Annotated in this window: 16 protein-coding genes; 9 read left to right on the top strand and 7 right to left on the bottom strand. The window is 63.9% G+C overall.

Annotated elements, in window-relative coordinates; translation table 11 throughout:
• Positions 1-27 precede the first annotated feature (27 nt).
• Together pflA and C2134_RS01925 are read left to right on the top strand one after the other, a co-directional pair.
• Positions 28-807, top strand: coding sequence for a pyruvate formate-lyase-activating protein (gene pflA / locus C2134_RS01930; protein ID WP_103317114.1), 780 nt, complete (start codon positions 28-30; stop codon positions 805-807).
• Positions 808-933: 126 nt separating this feature from the next.
• Positions 934-1,683 carry a copper homeostasis protein CutC gene (locus C2134_RS01925; RefSeq protein ID WP_103317113.1) on the top strand — a complete coding sequence of 250 codons (750 nt, stop codon included), beginning with the start codon at positions 934-936 and terminating at the stop codon, positions 1,681-1,683.
• Between the two features lie 26 nt (positions 1,684-1,709).
• On the opposite strand, the gene C2134_RS01920 is transcribed toward C2134_RS01925, so the two are convergent.
• Positions 1,710-2,504 carry a substrate-binding periplasmic protein gene (locus tag C2134_RS01920; protein ID WP_158248669.1) on the bottom strand — a complete coding sequence of 265 codons (795 nt, stop codon included), beginning with the start codon at positions 2,502-2,504 and terminating at the stop codon, positions 1,710-1,712.
• 222 nt (positions 2,505-2,726) lie between these two features.
• Between C2134_RS01920 and ggt the strand changes: the two genes are divergently transcribed.
• From ggt to C2134_RS01905, 3 genes are all read left to right on the top strand, one after another.
• Complete coding sequence (gene ggt / locus C2134_RS01915) at positions 2,727-4,391, top strand: gamma-glutamyltransferase (protein WP_103317111.1); 1,665 nt, start codon at positions 2,727-2,729, stop codon at positions 4,389-4,391.
• Positions 4,392-4,470: 79 nt separating this feature from the next.
• Entirely contained in the window at positions 4,471-4,899 is a 429-nt protein-coding gene (locus tag C2134_RS01910) for a GNAT family N-acetyltransferase (RefSeq protein WP_103317110.1), read from the top strand.
• A 475-nt stretch (positions 4,900-5,374) separates the two neighbouring features.
• Positions 5,375-7,024: a methyl-accepting chemotaxis protein gene (locus tag C2134_RS01905; protein WP_158248668.1), complete on the top strand. Its 1,650-nt coding sequence runs from the start codon at positions 5,375-5,377 to the stop codon at positions 7,022-7,024.
• Positions 7,025-7,061: 37 nt separating this feature from the next.
• Here C2134_RS01905 and C2134_RS01900 read toward each other — a convergent pair whose 3' ends face one another.
• From C2134_RS01900 to C2134_RS22090, 4 genes are all read right to left on the bottom strand, one after another.
• A complete protein-coding gene (locus C2134_RS01900; protein WP_103317106.1) occupies positions 7,062-7,808 on the bottom strand; it encodes a LytR/AlgR family response regulator transcription factor in 747 nt (248 codons plus the stop codon).
• 12 nt (positions 7,809-7,820) lie between these two features.
• Positions 7,821-8,684 (bottom strand): sensor histidine kinase, encoded by an 864-nt coding sequence (locus C2134_RS01895; protein ID WP_103317104.1) that lies wholly within the window; start codon positions 8,682-8,684, stop codon positions 7,821-7,823.
• Positions 8,685-8,721: 37 nt separating this feature from the next.
• Entirely contained in the window at positions 8,722-8,994 is a 273-nt protein-coding gene (locus C2134_RS01890; protein WP_103317102.1) for a hypothetical protein, read from the bottom strand.
• Between the two features lie 169 nt (positions 8,995-9,163).
• Complete coding sequence (locus C2134_RS22090) at positions 9,164-9,679, bottom strand: methylated-DNA--[protein]-cysteine S-methyltransferase (RefSeq protein WP_103317101.1); 516 nt, start codon at positions 9,677-9,679, stop codon at positions 9,164-9,166.
• A 95-nt stretch (positions 9,680-9,774) separates the two neighbouring features.
• On the opposite strand from C2134_RS22090, the gene C2134_RS01880 reads away from it, so the two are divergent.
• Positions 9,775-10,131, top strand: a complete 357-nt coding sequence (locus C2134_RS01880) for a DUF1304 domain-containing protein (RefSeq protein WP_103317099.1) — start codon at positions 9,775-9,777, stop codon at positions 10,129-10,131.
• A 39-nt stretch (positions 10,132-10,170) separates the two neighbouring features.
• A complete protein-coding gene (locus C2134_RS01875; RefSeq protein ID WP_146042061.1) occupies positions 10,171-10,461 on the top strand; it encodes a hypothetical protein in 291 nt (96 codons plus the stop codon).
• Between the two features lie 10 nt (positions 10,462-10,471).
• Here C2134_RS01875 and C2134_RS01870 read toward each other — a convergent pair whose 3' ends face one another.
• Positions 10,472-11,386, bottom strand: coding sequence for a LysR family transcriptional regulator (locus tag C2134_RS01870; protein ID WP_103317095.1), 915 nt, complete (start codon positions 11,384-11,386; stop codon positions 10,472-10,474).
• 99 nt (positions 11,387-11,485) lie between these two features.
• On the opposite strand from C2134_RS01870, the gene aptA reads away from it, so the two are divergent.
• Positions 11,486-12,823 carry an omega-aminotransferase AptA gene (gene aptA, locus C2134_RS01865; protein ID WP_103317093.1) on the top strand — a complete coding sequence of 446 codons (1,338 nt, stop codon included), beginning with the start codon at positions 11,486-11,488 and terminating at the stop codon, positions 12,821-12,823.
• Positions 12,824-12,857: 34 nt separating this feature from the next.
• Positions 12,858-14,351 carry a CoA-acylating methylmalonate-semialdehyde dehydrogenase gene (locus C2134_RS01860; protein ID WP_103317092.1) on the top strand — a complete coding sequence of 498 codons (1,494 nt, stop codon included), beginning with the start codon at positions 12,858-12,860 and terminating at the stop codon, positions 14,349-14,351.
• 83 nt (positions 14,352-14,434) lie between these two features.
• Here the strand turns inward: C2134_RS01860 and C2134_RS01855 are convergent, their stop codons facing one another.
• Positions 14,435-15,778 (bottom strand): chitinase, encoded by a 1,344-nt coding sequence (locus C2134_RS01855; protein ID WP_103317090.1) that lies wholly within the window; start codon positions 15,776-15,778, stop codon positions 14,435-14,437.
• Positions 15,779-15,934: the final 156 nt, after the last annotated feature.

Here is a 15,934-nt window from a genome sequence, read left to right as displayed (position 1 = left end):
TTTCACAAGATTCACCGGAGATACGGCATGACCCCACCTATTGCCGCTGACCACACCGAAGCATCCGTCAAGGCCGAAACCATAGGCTATCTGCATTCCACCGAGAGCGGCGCCGGCGTGGACGGCCCCGGCATGCGCTTCGTGTTTTTCGTTTCGGGCTGTCAGTTCCGCTGCCTGTACTGCCACAACCCGGATACCTGGAAGCTGCACAACGGCCGCCAGGTGACCGTGGAGCAGGCGCTGTCCGAAGTGGCCACCTACGCGCGCTTTTTGAAGTTTGCCGGCGGCGTCACCATTTCCGGCGGCGAGCCGCTGATGCAGCACGAGTTTGTAGGCGAGCTGTTCCATCAGATCAAGCAACGCTATGGCCTGCACACCGCGCTGGACACCCAGGGTTTTCTGCACGAGCGGGTGTCGGACGAATGGTTCGACGATGTCGACCTGGTGATGCTGGACATCAAGCATTCCGACCCCGACAAATACCTGGCGCTCACCGGCCAGCCCTTGCAGCCGACGCTGGACTTCGCCCAGCGCCTGAAGCGGCTTGGCAAGAAAATGTGGATACGCTACGTGCTGGTGCCGGGCCTGACCGACGGCGACGCCGATATCGAGCGCCTGGCCGACTACGTGGCCGAACTGGGCGATCTGGTGGAGCGGGTGGAAGTGCTGCCTTTCCATCAATTGGGCAAGGACAAATGGGCGCAGCTGGGCATGGAATACCAGCTGAACGATACGCCGATTCCCACGGCGGCCCAGGCCGCCCATGCGCGCGCGCTGTTCGCCAGCCGCGGGCTGAAAGTCACCTGATTTTTTTCATCGCGTCATTCTCCCTGACCGCCGCCGGCACTGCGTGTCGGCGTTTTTTTTGCCTTTGGGCGGCACCTTTGCCGCGCATGGAGAGTCAGTCAGATAGGGTAAGCAAAGGAGAAAGCCATGCAATCGATTCTGGAAATCTGCGCCGGTTCGCTGGCGTCCTGTCTGGCGGCGCAGCAGGGCGGCGCGCAGCGCGTCGAACTGTGCGACAACCTGCTGGAAGGCGGCACCACGCCGTCCTACGGCACGGTGGCGCTGGCGCGGGATAGCCTGGGCATAGACCTCAATGTCTTGATCCGCCCGCGCGGCGGCGATTTTCTGTACACCGCGCTGGAATTCGAAACCATGGCCCGCGACATCGAACTCTGCCGCAAGCTGGGCGTAAACGGCGTGGTGCTGGGCATGTTGACGGCCGATGGCGACATCGACGGGCCGGGCACGCGCGAGCTGGTCGGCCTGGCCGGGACGATGAGCGTGACCTTCCACCGCGCCTTCGACATGGCGCGCGATCCGATCCGCGCATTGGAAGAGGTGATCGCCACCGGCTGCGCCCGGCTGCTCAGCTCCGGCCAGGCCACTACGGCGCTGGACGGCGCAGACTTGCTGGCCCTGTTGCGCCAGCAGGCTGGCCAACGGTTGATCGTGATGCCGGGCGCAGGGGTACGCGCGGCCAATATCGCCGAGCTGGCGCGCCGCACCGGCTGCCATGAATTCCACGCCTCGGCGCGCGCCGCGGTGGCCAGCGGCATGCGCTATCGCCAGCCGGGCTTGAGCATGGGCGCGCCGGGCGCCGATGAATACCTGCGCAAGGAAACGGCGGTGGACGAGGTGAGGGCATTGCGCGCGGCGCTGGACGGCGCGGCGGCCTGACCCTCCTTACGCAAGGCGAGCGGGTGCTATTGGCGCAGATCCAATATGGGGTCCACATCTTTCCGGCGCAGCCGGGCGGACAGTTCATCGTTGATGCCGGCATCAACCAGCCGTAGCAGCTGGCTGGCGTAGGGCACCTGGCGGCTGATCAGCATGTGGTAGTCGGAGCCGGCCATGCCCGGCACCTCGCGGTAGCCGAAGTCCGGGTGCTTCAGATAATTGGTCAGGCCGATTGCCGCCATGCCAATCGCCACTTCCTTTTCTTCCAGCACCGCGTCGCAATGGCCGGCTTTGAGTTGCATCATCGCGGCGGACAGCGTGTACGGTGTGGTGTCCACGTCCTGCGGTCCCAAGCCGAACGGCTGGTAGGCGTAGCCGTGCTGGCCGCAGACATGCAGGGTTTTCAGGTCGGCTTGGCTATGTATCTTGGGCATAGGCCGGGCGCGCGAAAAGAAGTAGATGCCGGTGGTGTAGTAATAGGTCTTGCTGAGCAAGTAGGCTTGCTCCCGTTCCGGCGAACTGACCGCATCCACCGTCATGTCCAGATTGCCGCTCTTCACTTCCGCTTGGCAGCGAATCCAGCTCATCCGCGTCACCGTGTACTTTTGCCGCGCTTGCTCAAAGATGGCCTGCAAATAGTCAACGGTGTAACCGATATTGCGCTGAGTGACGCGTGTGCCCTCGCGCTCGAAATAGAAGAACGGCGGCCACTCCTCCGCGTCCACGCAGATGCGCACGGTTTCGGGCAACTGCCCGCAAGCATGTGGACTCAATCCATACAGCAATAGCAGCAGGCAGCCGCTGGCAATCGGCTTGATCATGATGGCGTTTCCATTTGCGGCCGTGGGCAAAGAAAAGGGCTCTCCTCCAGTCTTTATAAACCGTTGCGAGGTGGTTGACGCTTGCTGAGGGCACGCCGGCGAGCCTTGCCGCATCCGTTTGCCACGCTTGCCGGCGCGTGGCCGCAGTATGAAAAACATTTGTCGGATGGCGGCGATTGATGGCATAAGCATGTTATCGGCAAACCATTGTGGAGGAATCGCATGCGCCCGGAAGTCTTGACTCGTCTGCTCACTGTTGGCTGTCTGCTGCTGTGCGGCCTGCCGGCTCATGCTGGCCAGGGCGCGGTGGCGTCGCCGGACCGCTACGGCGCCGAAGTGGCGGCGCATGTGCTGAAGGCTGGCGGCAACGCGGTGGATGCGGCGGTCGCCACGGCCTTCGCCTTGGCCGTCACCTATCCGGAAGCCGGCAATATCGGCGGCGGCGGCTTCATGACCATCTACCAGGATGGCAAGCCTTATTTCCTCGACTACCGCGAAACAGCGCCCAAGGCGGCCAGCCGCGACATGTATCTGGACGCGGACGGCAAGGTGGTGCCGCATATGAGCCTGGTCGGCGCCCGCGCCGCCGGCGTGGCGGGCACAGTGATGGGGCTGTGGCAGGCGCATCAGCGTTTCGGCAAGCTCAAGTGGCGCCAGCTGGTGGAGCCGGCCATCCGCTACGCCGAGCGCGGCTTCACCGTGGCCGACCGCCAGTTCCAGTACCGCGGCGAAGCGGTGCAACTGTTTGCCGGCAAGACCAATTTCGCGCAGTACTTTGGCAAGATGAAGGCGGGCGAGACCTTCCGCCAGCCGGAGCTGGCCGCTACCTTGAAGCGCATCGCCCGCTACGGCGCGGCTGATTTCTATCAGGGCCAGACCGCCCAGTTGCTGGTGGCGCAGATGAAGCGCGATCATGGCCTGATCTCGGCCGAGGATCTGAAAGACTACCGCGCGCGCTGGCGCGATCCCATCCGCATCGATTGGCGCGGCAACGTCATTTATACCGCGCCGCCGCCCAGCTCCGGCGGCGTGGCCTTGGCGCAGCTCTTGGGCATCAAGGAGAACCGCGCGGCGGACTTCGCCGGCGTCACGCTGAATTCCCCTCGCTACATCCATTTGCTGGCGGAGATCGAAAAGCGCGTGTTCGCCGACCGCGCCGACTACTTGGGCGATCCGGACTTCGTGGACGCGCCGGCGGCCGCGCTGGTCGACCCGGGCTACTTGAAGCGCCGCGCGGCGGAGATCAATCCGCGAGCGATCTCCGCCACGCCGGACATCCAGCCGGGGCTGGAGCCGCACCAGACCACGCACTTCTCCGTCGTGGACCGCTGGGGCAATGCGGTGGCCAATACCTATACGCTGAATTTCGATTTCGGCAGCGGCGTGGTGGTGAAGGGCGCCGGCTTCCTGCTCAACGACGAGATGGACGATTTCAGCGCCAAGCCCGGCGTGGCCAACGCCTTTGGCGTGGTGGGCAAGGACGCCAACGCCATCGCGCCGGGCAAGCGAATGCTGTCGTCGATGACGCCCACCATCGTCACCCGCGACGGCAAGGTGACGCTGGTGATCGGCACGCCGGGCGGTTCGCGCATCTTCACTTCCATCTTCCAGGTGCTGAACAATCTATATGACTTCGACATGCCGCTGCAGCTGGCGGTGGCGGCGCAGCGCGTGCATCACCAGTTGCTGCCCAAGGACACCATTTATTACGACGAGTACGCGCCCTTGACCGGCCCGGTGGCGGACCAGTTGCGGTCGCTGGGCTACACGCTGCAGGATCAGGGCTGGCGCATGGGCGACATCCAGGCGGTGCGGGTGGACGGCGCGGTGACGGAAACCGCCTCCGACCCGCGCGGCCGCGGCATGGGCATCGTCGTCGGCGATTGAGGCGGCGGATGCCGGACCTGCCACCTTGCGCGCGGCGACGATCCCAGTTTTTCAACAATGACAATAAAGCGAGTGAAGCATGCAGTACCAAACCGTGTTGAGCGATGTGGCAGAAGCCGAAACCCGGGCCGCCATTGTGGCGCCCTTGATCGCCTACAACGAAGGGCAAATCGGTCCTGGCGACCATAGGCCGCTGGTGATCCGGATTGAGGATGAAGCCGGCCAGGTTGTGGGCGGGTTGTGGGGCTATACTCGTTACGGCTGGCTGTATACCGAACTGCTGTCCGCGCCGACCGGCGCGCGCGGCCTGGGTTTGGGACGGCGAATGATGGAACAGGCCGAAGCCGAGGCCCGCGCCCGCGGCTGCATTGGCGCGTGGGTGGATACCCACAGCTTCCAGGCGCCCAAGTTCTACGAAAGCCTGGGTTATCAACGCTTCGGCGAGCTGGAAGACTACCCGCCAGGACATAGCCGCATCTTCTACCGCAAGCGTTTGCGGGAGGGTTGAGCCTCGGGGCCGTTGACGTCTGCCGCGCGGATCGCGTTCGCGCTTCGCCAAACCGCTAGGGGCTGTTGACGTTTGCTGCGTGGATCGCGTTTGCGCCGATTTTGGCCGGAGGCAAGGCGCGTAGTCCGCCGCATAGTCATTCTATGCCAGGACTGCGCAACGCAGGATCCGGCCAAAAGCGGCCAAACCCGCAGGGCCGGGCGCCTTTCGCGCCGAATCTTCGTTGTTCCGCACTGGCAGAGAATGCTATGCGGCGTGCGAAACGCCTCGATTCGTCGCGAAATGCGCTCCGGCGCGACCGCTCAGCAAACGTCAACAGCCCCTAGGGCCGGGCGCCTTTCGCGACCCCTCGGCAAGCGTCAACCGGCCCGGGCTGTCGCGCCGCATGGTTTTGCGGCGCAAATCATGACTGGTGATTGGTTCTGATTGCAACTAAAACGCTATGTGTATCCACCTAACTGGTTGGGAGCGTAGCGTGAACCATTTACTTGCCCAATTCAGCATTCGGCTGAAGATTTTCGGTTTGATCCTGCTTGGCATCCTGTCCGCGCTGATCATCGGCGTCAACGGCATGAACGGCGCCTCGAAGATGTTCGATCTCACCACCGACATGCACGACAATATGTTGAAGCCGGTTTACCTGCTGGGGCAGGCTTCGATTCAGGCGCTTTATGTGAATCGCGGCGATTACCGTTATATCGCGGAAAGCGAGAAGCCGGTGATGGATCAGATACAAGCCAATCGCGACAAGTACGAAGCGGCGATGAAGGGTTTTCTCGACCAGTACCGCAAGACTCAATTGACGCCGCCAGAAGTAGACGGACTCAAGCGTTTCGACGCGGCCTGGGAGGCGATGGAGGGGCCGTGCAAGCAGGTGCGGGAGCTGAGTTACAACGATACCGGCAATGGCGAGAACAACAAGAAGGCTCTGCAGATCATGGCCAAGCAGTGCCGGCCCTTGTTTACCGCTGCAGCCGACATCCTGCGCGAGCTGTCCGACATCAATATCAAGCTGGCCGACAAGGGGCTGGAGGATGCGCAAAGCAACTACCAGTCGGTGCGGACGCTGGCCATCAGCGTGCTGCTGGTGGGCTTGATCATTCTGGTTGCATTGGGGCTGCTGGTGCAGAGAGGCATCGTGGGCAGCCTGGAGGAAGCCTCCAGGGCGATGGAAAAGATGGGCGAGGGCGATCTGACCGGCAGGATTGTTCCCAAAGGCAAGGATGAAATCGCCAAGATGATGCAATCGCTGGCCGATACCCAGGAGCGGCTGCGCAAGACCGTGGGCGAGATCATCCGCTCCGCCGGCAGCGTGGCGGCCACCTCGGAGCAACTGGCGGCGTCGACCGAACAGGTCAGCGCCAGCATAGGCCAGCAGGTCAACGCCACTTCCAGCGCGGCGGCGTCTATCGAGCAATTGACGGTCAGCATAGACCTGTGCGCCAGCAATGCCGCCCAGGCCAACCAACAGGCGGCGGACGCCGGCCAGCAAGCCAAGGCCGGCAACAAGGAAGTGCAGGAATCCACGGTGCGGGTGCGCAAGGTCAACGACAGCGTGACGCATTCCGCGGAGAGCCTGGAGTCGCTGTCCGATCAGGCGCAGCAGATCGGCAGCATCGCCACCGTGATCAAGGACGTGGCCGATCAGACCAATCTGCTGGCCTTGAACGCAGCGATCGAGGCGGCGCGCGCCGGAGAGCAGGGGCGCGGCTTCGCGGTGGTGGCGGACGAGGTGCGCAAGCTGGCCGAGCGCACCACCACCTCGGCCCAGGAAATCACCAATATGATAGGCAAGATCCAGGACGGCGCGCGGGTGGCGGTGGACGGCATGCGCGGCAGCCGGCAGATCGTGTCCGACGTGGTGGTGGCGGCGGAAAGCGCGTCCGCCACCATCAGCACGGTGGAGGAGCGGGCGGCGGAAGTGGTGGCCGCCATCGGCGAGATCGCCATGGCGGTGGGCGAGCAGCGCCAGGCCAGCACCGAGCTGGCCGGCCGGGTGGAGTCCATCGCCGAGATGTCCAAGGAAAACGGCTTGGCCGTGGATGTGTTCTCGCAAGCCACGCGCGAGCTGGCTGTGGTGGCGGAGCGGCTGCAGCAGACCACGCTGGCGTTCAGGCTGGAGTAGGGGCTGTTGACGTTTGGGACGTCAACAGTCCCAAGCCTTACATCCGCTGAAACAGATGCGCGTAGCTGCGGCTCACTTCCACCAGCGGGCCGTAAGCGCGCAGTTTCAGCAGCAGGCCGCGTTCGCCGCGGCGCACTTCTTCTATCGCAGCCACCCGCACCAGGGTGGCGCGGTGCACTTGCCAGAACTGCTCGGGATCGAGTTGCGGCAGCAATTCCTTCAGCGGGGTGCGGATCAGCGCTTCGCAATTGGCGGTTTGCACCAGGGTGTATTTCTCGTCCGACTGGAACAGCAGCACCTCATCGATGCTGATCAGGCGCAGGCTGTTGCCCACCGAGGCGCGTATCCAGCGCAGGTATTCCGGCTTGTCCAATTGGCGGCTGAGCTTCAACAAGGTGCTTTGCCAATCCTGCGGCAGCGGCGGCTGCTTCTGCTCCCAGCGCTGGCGCGTGCGCAGCAGCCGGGCGTCTTCCACCGGCTTGAGCAAGTAGTCGATGGCGCCTTCCTCAAACGCCTGGACCGCGTACTGATCGTAGGCGGTAACGAACACGATGGGATACTGCCCGTTTAGCGCGATCGCCGCCTCGATGCCGCTTTGCGCCGGCATGGTGATGTCCAGGAAAATCAGGTCCGGTTGGTGCTGGCGGGCCAGCTCCTCCGCTTGTTTCCCGTCCTGGGCTTCGGCGACGATATCGAGCTCCGGCCAGACCCGGCCTAGCGCCATTCGCAGCTGTTCCCGCATCAATCTTTCGTCGTCGGCGATCAAGGCGCTAAGCGTGTTCATGGTTTTTCCTCGTTAAACCAGGGCAAACGGCATGGCGATGGTGGCGAGCGTGCCGCCGTCCTCCGGCGCTTCCAACACCAGCTCGGCCTCGGTTCCGTACAGCAGGGACAGCCGCTCGCGGATATTGGCCAGGCCCATGCCCTGGCCGGGCTGGTCCGGGAAACCGACGCCGTCGTCGCGCACCGTCAGCCTTAGCTTGCCGTCCAGCACCTTGGCGTCCACCTCGATGGCTCCGCCTTCTGCCTTGGGTTCCAGGCCGTGCTTGATGGCGTTCTCCACCAGGGTTTGCAGCATCATCACCGGGAAACGGGCGCTTTGCAGCGACGGCGGCACCTTGATGCAAACCTTTAGCCTGTCCTCCATCCGCAACTGCATGATTTCCAGATAGGCGCGCGACAATTCCACTTGCTGTCCCAGGCGGGTTTCGCCCGGCGAATCGCGCCATTCCGGCAGCGAAGAGCGCAGATAGCGGATCAGCGCCTTTTGCATGACCACCGCCTTGTCCGGCGCGGTTTCCATCAACTGGCACACCGAGGACAGGGTGTTGAACAGAAAGTGCGGTTCGATCTGCGCCTGCAGCGCGCTCATCCGCGTTTCCGCCAGCTGGCGCTGCAGCGCTTCCAGCTCGGCCTGCTGCTCCGCTTTTTCGCTGCGGGCGATGGCGCGGTCCGCCTCTTGCTCTGCCCGGTGCTTGCCGATGGCCAGCACCTTCACCAGGATGGCGACCAGGGACAGCAGCAGCGTCATGTGTTCGATATTCAGAATGCCGCCCAGCATCATGATCAGCAGCAGCGTCAACATCAGCCGTCCCCAGCCCAGCCGCGCCACCATGTCGACGAAGCCCCACCAGCCCTTTTCTACGGTTTTCAGGATCATGCTGAAATCCTCACGCCAAGGCGTCGTGTGGTTTTGATTATCCAATTTTCACCTCTTTGCGCGGTGCCGGCAGGGTCAGACGTTGGCGGTACCGCTTCAGCTTGGGCAGGGACAGGTCCACCGCCAGCCAGATCAATACCAGGGGCACGATCAGGGCGTTGCAGGCCAGAATGGTCAGCAGCAAGGACGAGACGGCATGTCCCCATTCGATGGCGGCTAATCCGTTTAGCGCCTGTGCGAAGTACAGAGGCATATGATGGCAGAACTGGTTGAGGGCGTCCAAGGCTGAGGCGATGTCGAGGTAAGTCATGATGCTCTCCTGGTTGGTGTGTGATGTGACTGTAGGAGAGCGGATCGTGGGGCGACATCGACATGCGACGGACTGCGCAATCAGAGGGATGAACCGTGTTTGGCGCGTATGAAATGCAAGGTGCGGAGCGAAATCGCAGGAGCGGAGACGGCCGCCGATGGCGGCGGCTTCAAGCGCTGAACAGTCCGGGCGGCGCGGTGCGCTCCAGCTCAAAGCGCAGCAGCGCGGCTTTCAGCGGCAGGCCGCCGGCGTAGCCGGTGAGGCTGCCGTCGGTGCCCAGCACCCGGTGGCAGGGCACGATCAGCGCGATGGGGTTGGTGGCGTTGGCGCGGCCGATGGCGCGAGCGCCGTCCGGATGGCCCAGCGCCTTGGCCAGCTCGCCATAGCTGACGGTGTGGCCATACGGGATGCCGCGCAGCGCCGCCCACACCTGTTGCTGGAACGGCGTGCCTTGCGGGTCTAGCGGCAGGTCGAAGTCGCGCCGCGCGCCGGATTGGTACTCCGCCAGTTGGCGGGCCACCTCGGCCAGCGCCGCGTCGTCGCGCCGGCAGGCGTGTGCGGCCACTTGCTCCGGCCTGGGATGGAAAATCAGCCGGATCAGCGCGCCGTCGCGGTTCAGCCAGGCGGCGACCAGGCCGAAGCGGGTATCGATCAGACCGTGGCAAGTGCAGGGGTGTGGTGGCATCGTCAAGATGAGGTAAGGAGTGTATTGTTCATTCTAAATGAATGGAGGCGGGCGTGCATGGCGCCGCCGGAGAGGAACGATATGGAGGCAGACCTATGAGCATGGCTGCAAATCTGGCGATCACCGTGGTGGCCTTGTTGCATCTGTATTTCCTGGCGCTGGAAATGTTTCTGTGGGACAAGCCGCTGGGGATGAAGACCTTCCGGCTGACGCCCGAGAAAGCAAGGGAAACCAAGGTGCTAGCCGCCAACCAGGGCCTGTACAACGGTTTCCTCGCCGCTGGTCTACTGTGGGGGCTGTGGCTTGGGCCGGCCGGTTTCGAGATCAAGCTGTTTTTCCTCGGCTGCGTCCTGGTAGCGGGGTTGTTCGGCGCCGCCACCGTCAACCGGCGCATTCTGTTCGTGCAGGGTCTGCCGGCGGCGCTGGGCATCGCGTTGTTGGGGCTGGCTTGAGCGGCGGGTGTGTCGCGGGGAGTACGGATGGTTCCTGAAATGAGCATTCTGGAGCGGTTTTCAGGCAGAAGGCTCAAGCCGGCGCGCATCGTGTTCGATGAGCATGGCGTGTCCGTGCTACGTGGCGATGTCGTGCGGTGGCGCGTGCCGCTGGAGGAGATCGCCTCCGTTCGTTTGATGCGGGGGCGACGTCTGTTCGGCTTGTTTCCCCTCGGCCGATGGCTGGTGGTGGAGTCTCGCGGCGGCGCATGCCATGCCCAATCCGGCCTGGAATTCAAGAATGACGACCTTGAGCGCTTGGTTGCGCGAATCTGTCAGTTCATCCCCTGATTTCTCAGGATCAGCTGGTTCGCTCCAGTTCCTGCAGGAAACGCTCCAGCACCAGATTGGCGCGGCGGCCCTTGCGCACCGCCAGCGCCAGCGGCGCGTCGTAGAAGCAGACGTTCGGCAGCAGCGGCCGCATCAGGCCTTGCGTCACCCAACCGGCGGCGAAATGGTCCGGCAGATAGCCGATGTAGCGGCCGGTGAGGATCAGGAAGGCGATGCCTTCGCGGTCCGATGCGGTGGCGGCCGGCTTCAGCCGCTGCTGCAGGGCCTGCGCTTGCGGCGGCAGCCGGTAGCCGGGGACGATGGCGTCGGCGCGGGCGAGGTCCGCCTCGCCGATGGCGCCGTCTGGCTGCGGAAACAGCGGATGCTCGCGGCTGCAATACAGCTGGGAGCGCTCTTCGTACAGCGGCAGGTAGTCCAGCCCGGACAGCGGCTGGATCAGCGGCACCACGCCGGCGTGCAGCTGGCCGTCCAGCAGCCCGGTTTCGATATCGCTGGGCGTCATCATGCCGATATTGATCCGCACTTCAGGGCCTTGTTCGCTCAGCGCCTGCAGCGCGCGGGTGATGCGCATCTTCGGCAAGGTCACCAGATTGTTGACGATGCCGATGTTCAGCTCGCCGCGCAGCTGGCGGTGCAGCAAGTTGACCTCGCTGCGGAAGTCTTCCAGCGCCGCCAGCACGGTCTGGCTGGCGCGCAGCACTTCACGGCCCTCGTCGGTGAGGGCGAAGCCGGCGCGGCCGCGCTGGCATAGCCGGATGCCCAGCCGTTTTTCCAGATCGCCCATTTGCAGGCTGATGGCGGAGCGGCTGATGCCCAATACGCCTTCGGCGGCGGAGAAGCCGCCGCATTCCGCCACGGTACGGAACAGCCGCAGCAGGCGGATATCGAAATCGCTGACTTGTCCCAGCGCGGGCTTGCGGTTCATTGGTTGAGTTTTATCTAATCTGAACATAAGAAAGATAGCATTTAACTCACCCAATGTCCGGTGCATGCTGTGGCCATACTCCTGCCAGCGAGGCCTGCGATGCATCCGCTCACCACCCGTTCCGAACTCGACCACCTCGACTTGCGCGCGCACTGGATGCCGTTCAGCGCCAATCGCAATTTCCAGCGCGATCCGCGATTGATCGTCGCCGGCGAGGGCAATTATCTGACCGACGCCGACGGCCGCCGCATTTTTGATAGTCTGTCCGGCCTGTGGTGCTGCGGCGCCGGCCATAGCCGCAAGGAAATCGCCGAGGCGGCCTACCGCCAGCTGTCCACGCTGGACTATTCGCCTGGCTTCCAGTTTGGCCACCGGCTGTCGTTCAAGCTGGCCGAGCGCTTGGCGGCGATGGCGCCAGGCGCGCTGAACCATGTGTTCTTCACCAACTCCGGTTCCGAGTGCGCCGATACCGCGGTGAAAATGGCGCGCGCTTACTGGCGCTTGAAAGGCCAGGCGTCCAAGACCAAGCTGATCGGCCGCGCCCGCGGCTACCATGGCGTCAACATCGCCGGCACCAGCCTGGGCGGCATGAACGGCAACCGCAAGTTGTACGGCCCGCTGTTGGATGTGGACCATTTGCCGCACACCTTGCTGCCGGCCAACGCTTTCAGCCGCGGCATGCCGGTCCACGGCGTGGAGCTGGCAGACGATTTGCTGCGACTGATCGAGCTGCACGACGCATCGAATATCGCCGCAGTGATTGTCGAGCCCATGGCCGGCTCCGCCGGCGTCATCGTGCCGCCGCAGGGCTATCTGCAACGGCTGCGAGACATTTGCACCCAGCACAACATTCTGCTGATTTTCGATGAGGTGATCACCGGCTTTGGGCGCATGGGAGCGATGTTCGGCGCGGAATATTTCGGTGTGACGCCCGACATCATGAATGTGGCCAAGCAGCTGACCAATGGCGCAGTGCCGATGGGCGCGGTGATCGCAGCTACGGACATCTACGAAGCCTTCATGGCGCAGACCACGCCGGAATACGCGGTCGAGTTTCCGCACGGCTACACCTATTCGGCCCATCCGGTGGCCTGCGCCGCCGCCATGGCCGCGCTGGATGTGCTGGAAAACGAACAGCTGGTAGCGCGCGCGGCGGAACTGGCTCCGCACTTTGAGCGCGGCATCCATGGCCTGAAGGGCCTGCCGCATGTGGCGGACGTCCGCAATTGCGGCCTGGCCGGCGCGGTGCAACTGGCTCCGCGCGATGGCGACATGATTGTCCGGCCATTTGAAGCGGCGATGAAGCTATGGCGCAAGGGCTTTTACGTCCGTTACGGCGGGGACGCGCTGCAGTTCGGCCCGCCGTTCACCGCCACGCCGCCAGAGCTGGACAGCTTGTTCGACGCAGTCGGCGAGACCCTGTCCCAGCTGCCCTGACCCGACGATTTTCATTCAGCAAGAGATTCCGAACATGAGCACTTTGCAGCATCTAATCCACGGCGAGGCCTGCGACGGCGGCAGCCGCCGCGCCCCGGTTTTCAACCCGTCCACCGGCGAGGCCATTCATGAAGTGCCGCTGGCCGATGCGGCTACCGTGGCGCAGGCGGTGGCCGCCGCCCAGGCGGCGTTTCCTGCCTGGCGCGATACGCCGCCGGGCAAGCGCGCGCAGATACTGTTCCGCTTCAAGCAGCTGCTGGAGCAGCACGAAGCCGAGATCGTGGCGCAGATCAGCCGAGAGCATGGCAAGACCCTGGAAGACGCCGCCGGCGAACTGAAGCGCGGCATCGAGAACGTGGAATACGCCTGCGCCGCGCCGGAGTTGCTGAAGGGCGAGTACAGCCGCAACGTGGGCCCCGCCATCGACGCCTGGAGCGATTTCCAGCCGCTGGGCGTGGTGGCCGGCATCACGCCGTTCAACTTCCCGGCCATGGTGCCGCTGTGGATGTATCCGCTGGCCATCGCTTGCGGCAATGCCTTCATCCTCAAGCCGTCCGAGCGCGACCCCAGCTCCACCCTGCTGATCGCCCGCCTGCTGCACGAGGCCGGTTTGCCCCGTGGCGTGCTTAACGTGGTGCATGGCGACAAGGAGGCGGTGGACGCGCTGCTGGCCGCGCCTGAGGTCAAGGCCGTCAGCTTCGTCGGCTCCACGCCCATCGCCGAATACATCTACGCCGAGGGCAGCCGCCGCGGCAAGCGGGTGCAGGCGCTGGGCGGGGCCAAGAACCACGCGGTGGTGCTGCCGGACGCCGACCTCGACAACACCGTCAACGCCTTGATGGGCGCGGCCTACGGTTCCTGCGGCGAGCGCTGCATGGCCATCTCGGTCGCCGTCTGCGTCGGCGATCAAGCCGCCGACGCGCTGATCGCGAAACTCACGCCGCAGATCAAAGCTTTGAAAGTGGGGCCGGGCACGTCGCCGGGCCTGGACATGGGGCCGCTGGTCACGCGCGCGCATCTGGACAAGGTCAGCGGCTACATCGCCGACGGCGTGGCGGCCGGCGCGGAACTGGTGGTGGATGGGCGCGGCATCGCGGTGCCGGGCCACGAGGGCGGTTTCTTCCTCGGAGGCTGCCTGTTTGACCGCGTGACGCCGCAGATGCGCATTTATCAGGAAGAAATCTTCGGTCCGGTGCTGTGCGTGGTCCGCGTAAACAGCCTGGAAGAGGCGATCGCGCTGATCAATGCCCACGAATACGGCAACGGCACCTGCATCTTCACCCGCGACGGCGAAGCAGCGCGCCTGTTCGCCGACACGGTGGAGGTGGGCATGGTCGGCATCAACGTGCCGCTGCCGGTGCCGGTGGCCTACCACAGCTTCGGCGGCTGGAAGCGGTCGCTGTTCGGCGATCTGCACGCCTACGGCCCCGACGGCGTGCGCTTCTATACCCGGCGCAAGGCGGTGACCCAGCGCTGGCCGCAACGCGCCAGCCACGAGGCCTCGCAGTTCGCGTTTCCAAGCCTGTAAGCCGTTTTTGTAGGGACCCAGGCGCAGCCATCATGCAAAAAGGCCGGGCATAGGCCCGGCCTTGCTGATCAAGCCGTTGGGGATCAGTTGGCGCGGTACCACGGATCGCCTGCGGTTGGCACGATGCCTTGCGCGTACCATTTGGCGCAGTATTTGGCGCCCTGATAGCTGGCGCAGTCGCCGCCCTGATACGCCACATTGACGTTCCATGGCTGCAGCGGTCCGGCGGTTTGCCGCCAGGGCGCGGATTGGCCCGGCGTATTGCCCTGGGTCCAGTATTGCGCCGTCCAGGTGGCGCCGGCATAGGTCACGGTATTGCCGGTGTTGTACGTTTGCCCGGCCGACCACGGCTGGCCGTTCACCGGCCCGCCGTCGCTGCCGCCGCCATAGTTAGGGTCCTGGGTGACGCCGCTGCCCCAGTGGTCTTTGAAGCCTTTGAACACATTGCTGAAGGCGTAAGGCGCCTGCACGATGCCGGAGCATTGCGAGTCCACATAGCTGCCGTTGCCCGGGCAGGATTTGTCGCGGCTGACCGACCACATGGACAGCACGCCGAAGTTATTGCTGTTGGCCATGCCGTACAGACTGGTGGCGTTGGCTACGGTGAAGGTTTCCGGCTGGGTATCGTTCAGGCCTATCATCGGCGTCACGCCCACCTTTTGCCACAGTTGGGCGTCGGTCAGCGTCTGGCCATGCGCCTTGTAGGCGGTGTCCAGTTGGCCGTACAGCGCCTGCGCCGCCTGCTTGGCGGCTGTGCCCATGTCGGCGGTGTGCTGGCCGTAGTCCATGGCCATGATGTTGACGGTGTCCAGCGCCACGCCATTGCTCAAGGCCGAGTTGAGCACGTTCTGCCCGTCCTGGGTCAGACCGAAGGGCATCACCGGCAGCGTCAGCGACACATGCAGCGTTTTGCCCTTGGCTTTATAACTTTTCTGCAGCGCCGCCACCACGGCGAAATTGCGGCTATTGGCGGCCGCGTCGGTTTGCGCCGCGCCTTCGATGTCGAAATCGATGCGGTTCAGATTGTAAGTGTCCAGCACCTTCTGGTAGGCCGCCTGCAAGCTGGCATTGTTGGTGCAGGCCTGCTGCAGCGGCGTGCCGTTGGCGCCGCCGAAGGACACCATCACCTCGCCGCCCTTGGCGCGGAAATTGGTGATGCCGGCGCTGATGGCGCTGGATTGCTGATCGCTGCTGGAGCCGGGAATCGGCAGCACGCCGCCCCAAGACGGGTTGCAGCCATTCTGAGCGACGACGAAGGCGAGCGTGAACTGCTGAATGCCTTGGTTGACGCCGATCTTGTCGATTTGCGGTGTTGGCCATAGCGTCATGTCCACATACGGCGCAAAGGCGCGGGCCTGAACGGCAGGGCTGCTCAGGCAGGCCGCCGTTACGGCCAGCGCGGAAACTGCGGTAAGCGTCTTCTTCATGCATTTTCTCCTTAATGCGCGTCGAATTGGGTGCGGCAGCTTGCTGGAAAGTAAATGGTTTAAAAAGAAGCCATCACTTATCAGCAATATGCAATATACGCGCTTGGAGTCAATGCTCAATGGGAAAAGTGCACGGACTTTTGATTTTTACATTTT

Source organism: Chromobacterium sinusclupearum (assembly GCF_002902845.1).
Taxonomy (GTDB): Bacteria; Pseudomonadota; Gammaproteobacteria; order Burkholderiales; family Chromobacteriaceae; genus Chromobacterium; species Chromobacterium sinusclupearum.
This window is presented reverse-complemented; position numbering and strand designations above follow the sequence as displayed.